Annotated in this window: 9 protein-coding genes; 4 read left to right on the top strand and 5 right to left on the bottom strand. The window is 36.6% G+C overall.

The annotated features are described in order from the left end of the window. Positions 1-70: 70 nt before the first annotated feature. Positions 71-1039, bottom strand: a complete 969-nt coding sequence (locus ACFSTE_RS00300; protein WP_176028126.1) for an endonuclease/exonuclease/phosphatase family protein — start codon at positions 1037-1039, stop codon at positions 71-73. A gap of 119 nt (positions 1040-1158) precedes the next feature. Here ACFSTE_RS00300 and hflX point away from each other — a divergent pair, with 119 nt between their 5' ends. Further along, positions 1159-2373, top strand: coding sequence for a GTPase HflX (gene hflX / locus ACFSTE_RS00295; RefSeq protein WP_176028127.1), 1215 nt, complete (start codon positions 1159-1161; stop codon positions 2371-2373). Positions 2374-3093: 720 nt separating this feature from the next. Here hflX and ACFSTE_RS00290 read toward each other — a convergent pair. Beyond that, positions 3094-4896: a phophatidylserine decarboxylase associated domain-containing protein gene (locus tag ACFSTE_RS00290; protein WP_378257847.1), complete on the bottom strand. Its 1803-nt coding sequence runs from the start codon at positions 4894-4896 to the stop codon at positions 3094-3096. 183 nt (positions 4897-5079) lie between these two features. Beyond that, positions 5080-6135: an endonuclease/exonuclease/phosphatase family protein gene (locus tag ACFSTE_RS00285; protein WP_378257845.1), complete on the bottom strand. Its 1056-nt coding sequence runs from the start codon at positions 6133-6135 to the stop codon at positions 5080-5082. 132 nt (positions 6136-6267) lie between these two features. On the opposite strand from ACFSTE_RS00285, the gene ACFSTE_RS00280 reads away from it, so the two are divergent. From ACFSTE_RS00280 to ACFSTE_RS00270, 3 genes are all read left to right on the top strand, one after another. After that, positions 6268-9150 (top strand): carboxypeptidase-like regulatory domain-containing protein, encoded by a 2883-nt coding sequence (locus tag ACFSTE_RS00280; RefSeq protein ID WP_378257843.1) that lies wholly within the window; start codon positions 6268-6270, stop codon positions 9148-9150. Between the two features lie 16 nt (positions 9151-9166). Beyond that, on the top strand, positions 9167-10582 hold the full coding sequence (locus tag ACFSTE_RS00275) for a DUF5689 domain-containing protein (RefSeq protein ID WP_378257841.1): 1416 nt from the start codon (positions 9167-9169) through the stop codon (positions 10580-10582). A 223-nt stretch (positions 10583-10805) separates the two neighbouring features. After that, positions 10806-11222 carry a hypothetical protein gene (locus tag ACFSTE_RS00270; RefSeq protein ID WP_378257839.1) on the top strand — a complete coding sequence of 139 codons (417 nt, stop codon included), beginning with the start codon at positions 10806-10808 and terminating at the stop codon, positions 11220-11222. Between the two features lie 62 nt (positions 11223-11284). Here ACFSTE_RS00270 and ACFSTE_RS00265 read toward each other — a convergent pair whose 3' ends face one another. Both ACFSTE_RS00265 and ACFSTE_RS00260 read right to left on the bottom strand, forming a co-directional pair. Then, positions 11285-11701: a response regulator gene (locus tag ACFSTE_RS00265; RefSeq protein WP_176028133.1), complete on the bottom strand. Its 417-nt coding sequence runs from the start codon at positions 11699-11701 to the stop codon at positions 11285-11287. A gap of 11 nt (positions 11702-11712) precedes the next feature. After that, on the bottom strand, positions 11713-13164 hold the full coding sequence (locus ACFSTE_RS00260; RefSeq protein ID WP_176028134.1) for a sensor histidine kinase: 1452 nt from the start codon (positions 13162-13164) through the stop codon (positions 11713-11715). Between the last annotated feature and the right edge of the window lie 16 nt (positions 13165-13180).

The following is a 13180-nucleotide window of genomic DNA, read 5'->3' as shown; positions in this document are numbered from 1 at the left end:
AAAGGTTTATTGCTCTTTCGGATTGAATTTATCTTACTTTATAGTAGTTTTTTTCTCTTTTTTTTTGCAATTAATTAAGCTTTAGCTGTAAATAGACTGGAAAATGGTCGCTATATCCCCCTTTATACCGTTTTCCTGAGTAGGTTCTAAAGGGTCTTCCTTTATGCCTTCCTTTATAAATTTTTAGAAAATCATCATCAAAAATTGCTGCTTTGGAAAAACTGTGTTTTCCTTTTTCGTATCGATGAAAATTATGTGTAAAAATAATCTGATCAAAAAGGTTCCATTGATTTCTATAATTAAGGCTTCCACTGTACTTAGTTAGTAATTGCTCCATTGGATTAAAGAGATCTTCTTGTACCAGATGTTCTTTTACACTCTCACAGGAAGGGTCATCATTAAAATCTCCCATGATGATAATTTTTGCTTCCGGATCACCTTCTCTAATTCGATCAATTACTTCTCTATTTTTTTCTGCTGCTACAATCCTTTTATCAGCCGTCGATGCTGCTCCGTCTCTTCTGGAAGGCCAATGATTGACCAAAATATGTATTTCTTCGCCATGGAGTCGTCCGGTAACCCATAAGATATCCCGGGTATAATCCCGTTCACCATTATCGTTATATACCAGTACAGTTATACTCTCGGAATGCAACAGCTCGAAATGTTCTTTCTGGTAGAGTAATCCTACATCAATCCCTCGTTCATCCGGAGAATTATAATGTACAATTCCGTAGTGTTTATTCATTAAGTGTTTTGACGCCACAAGATCCTCCAGTACTTTCCTGTTTTCAATTTCTGCTACTCCAACAATTACCGGTGCTTTTCCAGAACAAGCAAATCCGATATTCGAAATAGCGGTTCCTAATTTGGTAATTTTCTTCTCATATCGTTTTATGCTCCATCTTTTTTCTGCATCTGGTAGAAAATCATCATCCAGAGTTTTAGTATCATCAATGGTATCAAACAGGTTTTCCAGATTATAAAATGCCACTGTGTGGAGATTGGTTGCTTTCTTCTTAAAATATTTAGTTGCCATAGCAGTAAAATTACATGCAAATACTGAAAGTACAAATTCATGAGCAGACAATATTGTACATTTGCACATTAAGTAGTATAAATATACTGTCGTAGTATCGAAAGCACAAAAGTTAATCAATGTTAGAAAAGAAGGATATTGCCTATGAAAAAGCAATTTTAATAGGTATCATAACAAAGAATCAAGATGAGGAAAAGCTAAATGAGTTTTTGGATGAGTTGGCGTTTCTAACCTATACTGCCGGAGGAGAAGTTGTTAAGCGATTTACCCAAAAGATGGATGTTCCGAATTCCAAGACATTTATCGGTACGGGGAAAATGGAAGATGTAAAAGCATATGTAGAGCAACACGATATTGGTACAGTGGTTTTTGATGATGAACTCAGTCCTGCTCAGCAGCGCAATATCGAACGTATTCTCAAAGCGAAAATTATCGATCGTACGAATTTGATTTTGGATATTTTTGCCCAACGGGCACAAACCAGTTATGCCAGAACTCAGGTAGAACTTGCACAATATCAATACTTGTTACCCCGATTAACCGGGCTGTGGACTCACTTGGAAAGACAGCGTGGAGGAATTGGAATGCGTGGTCCTGGAGAAACAGAAATCGAGACGGACCGTCGTATCGTTCGGGATCGTATCTCTTTGCTAAAAAAGAAATTACTCACTATTGATAAACAAATGGCAACTCAGCGCGGAAACCGGGGGAAACTCGTTCGTGTTGCACTGGTGGGATATACCAATGTAGGGAAATCTACCCTGATGAATGTCATCGCTAAGAGTAAGGTATTTGCAGAGAATAAACTCTTTGCTACCCTGGATACCACCGTAAGAAAAGTGGTGATCGGGAATCTTCCTTTTTTACTTAGTGATACCGTAGGGTTTATCAGAAAATTGCCTACCCAATTAGTAGAAAGTTTTAAAAGTACCCTGGATGAAGTACGAGAGGCGGACCTCCTTCTTCATGTGGTAGATATTTCTCACCCTCAGTTCGAAGATCATATCGAGTCGGTAAATGGTATTCTAAAAGAAATCGAGAGTATGGGAAAACCGACAATTATGGTATTTAATAAGATCGATGCCTATCAGCATGAAACCATTGATGAAGATGATCTGACCACAGAAAGAACTCCTGCTCATTATACCTTAGAGGAATGGAAACAAACCTGGATGAGTCGTATCGGGGATAATGCCTTGTTTATCTCGGCAATTAATAAACAGAACATGGAAACTTTTAGAAAAAGAGTCTATAAAGAAGTTCGGGAAATTCATGTCACACGATTTCCTTATAACAATTTTCTATATCCAGAATTTGTCGAAGAAGAAGAATAAATAACCTCCACGGGAAAATATTGATTATCGAATAAAAAACAGCTCTCGGGTATTGAGGGCTGTTTTATCAACACTACCTTGGGGTATTATACTCCGAGGTATTTTACTTTTTATCACTGAATTTCTTATCTGAAAATTAAAAAATATACCGTATAAAATCCGGGTAGTGAGCCTCTTTATATTAGTAAAAACTACGCTCAGATCAATACCCATAAAAATCCTGTTGTTATGCAGTATCCGGCGAATGATAAGAGCGGTTATATTTGCATTCGACGTAACTGCATAGGTTCTACGTTGATTGGGTATTATTTTCAAATTTATTTTTCTTATAGCAATATGCTATGGAGGAGTAAAAACGGCTTTATTCTGTAGCACTAAGAATAAAGCCGTATTTTTTTGTGTTCCAACGGCACTGTCAAAGACCAATACCCCGAGACTTGCCTTGAAATTGAAAATTTGTTTCCCACGAATGCCTCGCAGACCAGTCCCAAAGTGGTTTGCTTTCTAATTAGGGCGTTTTATAAACATATTTTTTTATGATTGTCTCTGTAATTGGTTTTAAGGTTTCTCCGGTAGCTACAAAACAGAGTATAACGAACCATAGTCCAAACAGGCTTTGCCTTCTTTATAGAAATCAAAGCCATTGTTATAATTTCTGCTTATCTAAGGCTGATCATTGAGAACCAGGTATGTTCACCGATCAAGTGTCAGGCATATGATTTATGCACCTATGGTTATGTTATTGATAAACAACTGTCCCGTAGCCTGATCATCCAGACTAATAGCAATAATATTCTGCCCGGTTGTCAGTAAATAATCCGCTACTAACTGAGTGGCAGTGCTAAAGTTTCCATCCTTGGGAGCTATCCTACATACTACAACTCCATTTACCCGAACGGTCGCAGGGGCATTGGCAACCCCATCTACTAATGCTGCACAGACCGACATTTTTAGGTTAAAATAGACCGGTTCATCGACATACAATTGGAAATCGATGACTCCCTTATGCAGCAATGCCCAGGTAGCGTAGGTCTCATTATATTGTGCATGTGTATATCCTGCGATAGAAAGCTGTGATGTAGGAATTGGGGCAGCAACACTAAGATCCAGAGATTGGTTGAGAATGACTGTTTTCCACATACCTATTTTAGCCCCTATTAGAGTGACTTCTCCTCCTGTACCAGAACTGCCGCTGGCTACTACCGGATCCTGATCATAAGGAACCCCATCGCTGTTTTCAAAAATCAATTTTTTACCCGGTAATCGTTCATAAATAACAGCAAAAGAAGATCCTCCATAATTAAACATTCCCATTTCCTGTCCCTTGGTTACTGTAGCTCCTGCTACTAAATTCGAATCAAATGAGATGGTTGAAACTTCACTCATTCCTAATGGTATACAGCAAATATGTCCATATTCTTTGGTTTTGAAAACGATAATCCCCCGGGCATTAACCTCTGCCAGATAGGGTAATGATGCGGTGGTAGCCCCTCCAAAATCCGGAAGCACCAGTTTATTAAAGAAGCATCCGGGAACTACAAAAGGAGTAAACAAAACCGTTGCGTTTGCCGGGCACCACCATCGGTGAAAATTATATGGATTCAGGTAGGTCTGGAATATGTACCCGCCACTAAAAATATTGATCAAATCATGTTGATCAATCAGCTCTTGCTGTTCCGGAACAGAAGAACTAAGAATATCAGATAAGGAATATTGCATATCCTTAAACCAGAATACATCCTTCTTCTTAATGTTAGCTCTCCAGCGGTACATAGATCCATCATTAGGACATATCAGTGTACGATTAGACATCGGATCACTAATCGGACGTTCTTTATTTCTGTCCTTGAACTCTCTGGTAAAAAAGGAGTTCCAGGACTTCCAATACGGAAGTGTTTCTGAGTCTTTTTTCCAGATAGGAAAATCATACTGCTCCTTTGCTGTAGTAGAAAGCCATTGCTCATTCTCATGCCTGAATCCTACATTAGACGCAGGAGAATCAAGAAACGTATTCCATTCATTGAGAATATTGGCCATATATTGATTGAACATTGGTAATCGAAATAAAGTGCTTCCACTCAGAGTCGGATCAATCCCCACCACATATGCAGAAAAAGGAAGCCCTACCAGATCGTAATCAATAAATTGTGGTGCTTCTGTAAGAATTGCATTAAATGTATGGAGTAAATCATCCTTATCCCGGATTCTCGGAACCTTATCTGATGTAACCTCTGGTAATCCGGATGCCAGAATATTAGCATTTTCCTTACAGGCATTGTCTACCAAATACTTAATTACCGGATTAGATTCTATAAAATCGTCCAATGCCTGGATACAGGGTGCCAATGTCGTTCTTTTTTTGGTCAATACCTTGTTTAGGTATTTTTGCAGGCTAGGACTACCTCTCTCCGGGAGCCACCCGACATTGATATTAAAATACTTATATCGCTTTTGGGATACCTGTTCTACTGCTCTAGAAATTGTTTCTGTTTCTTCATAGGTACTTATTCCATGTTCATTCATAGTTGTATCATTTAGTTCGTGTTTATTATACTGACTGTAGATCTCATAAGAATTGTTTTTCTAAACACTTCCTATGGTCAGTAGCAACTATAAGATACAATGACCCTCCTAACCCTACACTACGCATAAATACCTGATTTTAAATTATTTGATAAATCATCGAATATATAATACTTTGATACCTCATTCTTTTACAGGATATAGCAGGTGAATATAAACAGGGTAATGATCACTATATCCTCCTGTATACACCCCTCCGGAATAAGTTCTATAAGGGTATCCTTTATAAGCCCCTTCTTGTACCGATAAATAAGGTTTTATAAAAACCGCTGCTTTATATAAAAACAATCCCTCATTAGATGGTCTGCTCAAAGATGGAGAAACAAGTATTTGGTCAAATAGATTCCAATGGTCTCTATAAGCAAGAGAACCGATTCCTTTGGCAGCAAGTTGTTCCATAGGGTTATAAAAGGTCTTGGGAGGAGCTTTATCAGGAGAGGATACTGCTCCCAATACCTTCTTTATACTATCGTCATCGGGATCATCATTAAAATCACCCATTGTAATAATTTTGGCATAAGGATCAATTCCATAGATGGAATCAGTAATTCGTTTATTCAATAATGCTGCCTGTTTTCGTTTATAACTACTTTTTTCTTTACCTCCTCTTCGCGAAGGCCAATGATTGACTATTAAATAAATAAGTGAGCCGTCGAGATACCCACTTACTACTAATTGGTCTCTGGTATATACCCGTTTCGAAGGGTCCGTATGTTCATATAATAGCAATTCATAAGAAAGCGAATGAGTAGGTTTGAAATGATGTGATTGATACAATAATCCCACATCAATTCCCCTTTTATCAGGGGAGTCGTAATGAATAATGCGGTATGTTTTTTCTGCCAAAGCAGGTTGTGCAATAAGTTCCTCCAGTACTGACAGGTTTTCAACTTCAGCTACTCCCAGAAGTACCGGAGTGTTTTTAGCCTGGTCTATACCTATATCCGCAATAACCTTAGATAGATTTTTTAGTTTATTTTGATATCGTTTCTTGGTCCAGTGGTCTGCTCCATCGGGTGTACGATCGTCATCAAACGTATTGGGATTATTAATAGTATCGAATAAATTCTCGAGATTATAAAACCCCAGAGTATGAATATGATATGTTTTTTTGGGTTGCCCCCAGAGTAAGAAGTATGGAATGATAAAAAGAGAGCAAAAAACATATGGTTTTTTCATAATTTTTTTATATTTACTTGATTTTTAGTTAAATATAGCGAATATCAACGTACACCTCCCCAGAATATTTCTTTTTAACAGCGACTCTTAAAACCTTGAAAAGGACTTCTTTTCAAGCAAAACCATATCAGTATGAATTGTATTGAGCTTAGAAGAAGGCTACTTTCTTTTTTGCTGCTATACGGAATGTACTTACAGCTATTTGCCCAACAAGTAACCAGTATCTCTGGGCAGGTTCGAGATGAACATACGCATCAAGCTGTAAAAGATGTTATAGTAAGCATAGAAGGGATTTCCTCCAGAACCATATCTGACAATCAGGGTGCTTTTTCTCTTAAGAATATCCGGATTCCAATCGGGGAACATTACATCATTTTTTATAAAAAAGGGTACAAAAAGAAAAAATACCCCATTACTATTCATCCAAAGGAAATACTTGCATTAGGAATTGTTTTTATCGAATATGATGCGGTCTTTTACAATGATGAAATAGGAACTATCACCATCTCTGATGAAGAAATAGGAGCTCCTGTTTATGATATTTTAGACGCTCCTGATGTTTTACATGCTACAAAAGATGCTTTTCTAAGTGCACTAGCTTATGACTTTAGTACTACATTTCATCGATATCGCCGCGTTGGAAGTCAAAAAACACAGGTGTTGCTCAACGGTTTATCCCTGCATTCACTAGCTACATATCGTCCGCAATGGAGTAGTTGGGGTGGGTTAAATGATATTACAAAGCATCAGGAATTTACTACCGGAATTACTGCGAATGAATACGTGTTTGGAAGTTTGGGAGGAGTAACCAATATAAACATGAGTGCTTCTTCACACCCCAAAGGAGGAAAGATATCATTTGCCAATTCCAACAGAACATTTGGCAACAGGTTAATGGCGACTTATAGTACAGGGCTATCTCCAAAAAACACAGCTTATACCATTTCATTAAGCAAAAGAAAAACGGAAGAAGGTTTAATAGAAGGAACCTATTATAATGGAATTTCTTTTTTTCTGGCAGCTGAAAAAAAATGGAAAAAACACAGCTTGCAATTAGCAGGAATCTATACACCTCTAAAAAGAGGAAAATATACAGCTATTACAGAAGAAGTTTTTCGGTTAAAAGGAAGATATTACAATCCGTATTGGGGATATCAAAACGGAATATTTAGAAATGCTGCTGTCAGAAAAACTGAAAAGCCAATTGCATTCATCTCCCACGATTGGAAAATATCTGATAAGGTACAACTGTTTACTAATATTGCGTTCCAAACAGGTAAAACTACAAACAGTAGTATCGATATTGGAGGAACTGATATCATACAGATATCCGATAATATACAATTTATAAGTGGTGGAGGTAATAGCAGATGGTCTAATCCCATGCATCCCGCAAATTTACCAAGTTATTACTTACAAACAACTAAAGGACATAATTACAAAAATGCCTTTTTAGCTACTCAAAGATTTCAGGAAAACGGACAACTTAACTGGGATAATTTGATTCGAGCGAATAGTATCACGCGGCAAGAAGGAAAAAATGCTACGTATGCTATTCGGGAAGATATTGAAAAAGCAACACAATGGAATGGAGCGAGTCAATGGCGTATAAAACCAACAGATAACCTGAAGTTTAATGGGGCTGTCAATTATAAAAAAGAACACAATCGTTATTATGCAATAATCGGAGATCTATTGGGAGGAACTCAATTTTTAGATGTAGATGCTTTTGTTAGCAACAGTGAACTTTCTAATGAAGAAAAAATCCATTATGCCCAGAACAACCTAAAAACACCTAATAGGCTTGTCACAGAAGGAGATACTTATAAATACGACTATACTATGTTTTCAGAAACGATCAATGGGTTTTCTCAGTGTTCCTGGAATTCCAAGACAATAGATATTTATCTGGGAGGACAGCTTTCCACTACTGCACATCAACGAGAAGGTTCCTATGAAAATGGAAAATTTAAAGGTGTTGCTTCTCTGGGTAAAAGCGATAAAGCACATTTTGTCAATTATGGTATCAAAGGGGGAATTTCTTTTCACATCTATGGGAAACATTCGTTTCGGCTAGCAGGAATGTACGGAACAGAAGCCCCTGGATGGAGACAGGTTTTTATTTCTCCAAGAGAAAGTAATATTCAAGTAAAAGAAGTTACTTCAAAACCTCTCAAAAGTGAACAAATACTATCGACTGAGCTAGAATACTTATACCGAGGAAATCGTATTACTACAAAATTGACTGCTTTTTATTCAACACTGCAACATACATCAAACGTATCTTCTTTTTATACAACAGCATTAGCAGGAACGGCACAAGAATTTATTCGCGAAGTTCTGGTAGATGCTGATCAAAAAAGTATGGGAGTAGAGATAGGAGCCTCTTGCCAGATCCTTTCTGGTTTAGAACTAAAAACTGCCGCTTCTATAGGAAGTGCTCTTTATACAAACAACCCCAACCTTATGATTACCGGAACTGGGGATTTTTTGAGAAAACAGGGAGGAACACTATCATTGGGAAAATCATTCCTAAAAGGGTATCATATCCCTACTGGTCCTGAAATTGCAGCACAATTGGGAATCTCCTATCGGGATCCTCAATTCTGGTGGACTGGGATTTCTGCCAATTATTTTGCAAATGCAAGAATTAATAGCAGTCCCTTTACCAGGACACTTAATTTTATTCAGGACACCGATGGACAGCCTTTTAATGAGTACGACCCGCTTATCGCCAGAGAACTGTTGCAACAAGAAACATTAGGCAGTTATTTTCTGGTTAATATCATAGGAGGAAAATCATGGAAGTGGCAAAGAAAATATACGTTAGGTTGCTTTGCTAGTATAAACAATGTGCTAAACACATTATATAAAACAGGAGGATTCGAACAAGTTAGAAAAGGAAATTACAGACAACTATTGGACGCGTCAGAAACAACTACCCCGGTATACGGAAATCGATACTACTACGGATATGGCACTTCTTATTATATCAACCTATATGTACGCTTTTAAAAAAAAACAAATCAGCATGATACGCTATAAAAACCCTCCATTTTTCTGGAATTTGTTCTTTATCCTATTGATGGGATGTATTACCGATAATTCATACCAGCTCCCTGATGAAACAAGCATACCGACACCAGTGATAGATGGACATATAATTTCTATTAAAGCAGTCCTGGGAATGCTTGCACAACAGCAATCTCTCCAAGGAGAAACAGCTACCCTTCTCTTTACAGATACAAACAATTATATGGAAGGGTATGTCATTTCTACCGATAAATCTGGTAATTTTTTTAAAAAACTTGTTTTGCAAGATAAGACAATAGCCCCCACTGCAGGAATAGTCATTTCTATTGATGTGAATCCTTTATATACCAGTTATGAAATAGGCAGAAAAATACTGGTTCGATTAGATGGATTAGTCATAGGAATAGAAAATGGGGTGCCTACTTTAGGACAACTATCCGAAAACAAAATAGATAAAATTTCTTCTTTTTTAAAAGATGAAGTATTGATACGAATGAACAAAAAGGAAGAAATTACTCCTCTTGAGATCCCTTTAGAAAAATTTGGACAAGAAACCTTGCTTAGATATGTACGAATTTCTCAATTACAGTTTCATGAACAAGAAAAAGGGAAAACATTTGCTGCAGAACCTTATGATGTCTATAATGGAGAGCGCATCATAGAGAGTTGTAGAACCGGTCTGCTGGCTATTTTAAGTACCAGTGTATATGCAGATTTTAATGGAGTATCCCTTCCCTTACAAAGAGGTGCTATTGATGGTGTTATAAGTAAAGATTTTTACGGAGAACGGTTTAATCTGATCATTAATGACCCTACTGCTATGTTATTCACAGAAGAAAATCGCTGTGACCCAGAACCATTTATATGCGATTTGGTATCGGATGAAACGGAGGTATTGTTCCGGGATGATTTTAATACTTATAAAAAACAAGAAGATCTGGAGAATGCCGGGTATCAATTAAAAAACATTCTGGGAGGTGCTACTTTGTTTAAAAGCTCCCGATATGGAAAAGAAGGAACAAGAGGGGTTAATATTTCCGGGTTTAAAAGTGGAGAAACTCCTATCATCAGTTGGTTAATTAGTCCCAAAATAGCTATTAGAGAAATCGAAAAGGCGCAATTGCTTTTTGATATTGCAGCTGGTTATGACAGAGGACAGCTACTAGAGGTGTTCATTACCCATCAATATTCTGGGGATCCACTGACCACTGCCTGGAAAAAACTACAAAATATCAATATTCCCATAGGTCCTTATGCTGCATATGGAGCATATCAATCGAGTGGAGTAATTCCCATTGGCTGTATAGAAGGAGACATCGTTATCGGGTTTCGATATATTGGAGGGGATGCTTCAGGTATGACGACTACCTATAGATTGGATAACCTCACTATAACAAAATCTATAAACAAGTAAACTACCTCAGACAGGTCCATAAGGTTTTCCTTGGAAACAAATTTTCAGTTTTAGGGCAAGTCTTGAGGCATTACACCTTTATACAAAACCTTTGAAAAACAATAAATTACATTTTTATCCGTTAATATTACAGCTGTATTAAGGTGTTTTTAACACTTGAATAAAACAACCTTTTACCGGCTTGCTCATCTCATAGGTATAACAGCAAAAATCCCATAAACCCATGATGAAAAAAAGCATCCTTTTAATCGCATCTCTTTTTGTTTTATTTGCCTGCTCAGGTGATGATGACTCCGGCACTCCTGATACCGGTATTCTAGGAGAATGGAAATTGATGAAATCAAAGCAGTTTGATTACAGTGGAGATGGCAAAATCGTAGAAACTGATTTTTCTAAAGAAAACATCATCTACCACTTTATGGAAGAAGGTATTCTTCGATTAGAAAAGAAAAGTAACTGGCACGATGCTGGGGATCATACTTATTTAATTAGTATTTCTTGTATCAATAAAACGGAGATGAATGATATCTGTTATATAAAGATAAACGATTCTGACTGGTCATTTGATACTACAAATAGTGTCATGACAATTGGTATTTCTTTTTTAGATGGGCCTGATCTGTTTTTCGAGAAACAATAGAGCAGTCCCTATTTCATAAAAAAGAGTTCAATTCGAAAGGACTCTTTTTATAGAATGTATAACTATTGTTTTATCGTGTCATGAAAGATGGATTCTAATTCTTTTATCGTCACAGGCTTGACCAGATAATCCTTGACAGATTGAATCCCCCGGGCACGTTCTATATCATTCGGGTCTATAGAAGAACTTACAATGTACAGGGTTATGACTTTTCCAAATTTGTTTTTAATTTTAGTAAAACCTTCTAAAAATTCCCATCCATCCATGATAGGCATATTAAGATCCAGAAAAATAATTTCAGGAATACTATCCTGATCCATATGGTTGAGTAGGGTTTCAAAATAAGTTAGCGCATCCTTCCCATCTTTAAAAATCAATAGGTTATTACATAGATGCCTGGTTTCTATGATTCGTTTTACCAGATTGACATAGATTTTATCATCATCAATGATACAAGCTAATTCTATTTGTTTATCCATATTCAATAATACTAAAATTCTATGATAAATGTAGTCCCCTTACCTACAATACTTTCTACATTAATTCTTCCATCCATCGCTTCTATTTGATTTTTGGTTAGAAACAACCCTATGCCCACTGCATCTTTATGGTCATGAAAGGTCTTATACATCCCGAAAAGTTTATCTCCTGCTTTATGCAGGTCTATTCCACTACCGTTATCTGTAAACTCTAATGACATATTCCCTTCATCGAGAAAACTTTTGATTTTTATCACCGGATTTCTATCGGGGTGTCTGTACTTAATTGCATTTGTAATCAAATTCAAAAAAACACTTTCTAAATACGCAGGGAGAAAAGAAACTCCATCTAATTGGCTAAAATCCGTATAGATTTCCGCATTGTGTTCCGCTATTAAATGTTTAATACCATTCATCACTACATCATAGGTATCTATAAAGTTCACCTTCTTTTTTTCCTGATGTTTATTATTTTGAATCGCTACAATTTCATTGAGGTGAGCAATGGTCGTATTGAGGCTTTCTGAAATATTTCGAATCTCGTGTATCAAACTGTTTTTCTCTTCGGGATCTTTTATATCTTCTATTAACTGAACTAATAAAGACAGGTTACTGGTATGTGACCGCAGGTTATGAGATACAATGTGAGCAAAATTCAATAATCTGGAATTCTGAGAGGTAATGGTATTTAGAGATTTTTTTAATTGTAACTCCTTTCTCTTAACCTCATCAATGTCTTGAAACACTCCCCGTATTCCTACAATTTCTTTTTTCTTATTATAAATAGGTTTTCCAATGGCTCTTGCCCAAAAAACCCTTTCGTTGGCCGTAATCATTTTGATTTCGGTATTAAAGGGAGTTCCGTTCATCGCACATCTAAAAAAAAGGCTGGCAGCCTGTTCTCTACAATCTTCTGGATAATACTGAGCAGAATTTCGTAATGAAGGGATATAATCATCCGGATATTCCAGTATTTTTTTTGTTTCGAAATCCCAATAGCTTTGTTTTTTTACAAAATCGACATACCAGCTACCGGTAGCAGTCATTTGAGCTGTTTCTTTAAAATAAAAATTATCCTGGGTAATGGCTTGTCCCGGGTCTAAAAGGATTTCAAAAAAGAAAATATAATGTCGTTCCGGTGTGAGCTCTGGGGGTAGCTCATTATTCGTTACACATTTGAATAATTGATATTGTCCGTTTTTATTAAGAATTTGGAGGTGTTGTTTGAAATCTACATCATTTTTACAATAATTAAAGAAGTTATCTTTGAAAATATCGGCGTCTTCTTCATGTATTAAATGATCTAAAAAATAATCTATAGAAAAATGAAGTTCTTCCTTTATATAACCGAGTGTTTTATAAAAATTCTCGGACCAAACTTCTTCGTAAGATTGTGTGCATAGCTCCCAGTAACTAGTATTAAAGCTATGAATCGCGTCATTAAAAATGTCATTTTGCGTCATTAAAAAATAGGTTAAG

The organism is Aquimarina hainanensis (assembly GCF_042684685.1).
GTDB lineage: Bacteria > Bacteroidota > Bacteroidia > Flavobacteriales > Flavobacteriaceae > Aquimarina > Aquimarina hainanensis.
The sequence above is the reverse complement of the archived record's forward strand: the minus strand, read 5'-3'. Positions and strand labels throughout refer to the sequence as shown.

Excerpts from the sequence above, each read along its gene's own strand:
- ACFSTE_RS00265 (WP_176028133.1), bottom strand. The coding sequence starts at position 11,701 with ATGGATAAACAAATAGAATTAGCTTGTATCATTGATGATGATAAAATC.
- ACFSTE_RS00280 (WP_378257843.1), top strand. The coding sequence starts at position 6,268 with ATGAATTGTATTGAGCTTAGAAGAAGGCTACTTTCTTTTTTGCTGCTA.
- ACFSTE_RS00285 (WP_378257845.1), bottom strand. The coding sequence starts at position 6,135 with ATGAAAAAACCATATGTTTTTTGCTCTCTTTTTATCATTCCATACTTC.
- ACFSTE_RS00290 (WP_378257847.1), bottom strand. The coding sequence starts at position 4,896 with ATGAATGAACATGGAATAAGTACCTATGAAGAAACAGAAACAATTTCT.
- hflX (WP_176028127.1), top strand. The coding sequence starts at position 1,159 with ATGTTAGAAAAGAAGGATATTGCCTATGAAAAAGCAATTTTAATAGGT.
- ACFSTE_RS00260 (WP_176028134.1), bottom strand. The coding sequence starts at position 13,164 with ATGACGCAAAATGACATTTTTAATGACGCGATTCATAGCTTTAATACT.
- ACFSTE_RS00275 (WP_378257841.1), top strand. The coding sequence starts at position 9,167 with ATGATACGCTATAAAAACCCTCCATTTTTCTGGAATTTGTTCTTTATC.
- ACFSTE_RS00270 (WP_378257839.1), top strand. The coding sequence starts at position 10,806 with ATGATGAAAAAAAGCATCCTTTTAATCGCATCTCTTTTTGTTTTATTT.
- ACFSTE_RS00300 (WP_176028126.1), bottom strand. The coding sequence starts at position 1,039 with ATGGCAACTAAATATTTTAAGAAGAAAGCAACCAATCTCCACACAGTG.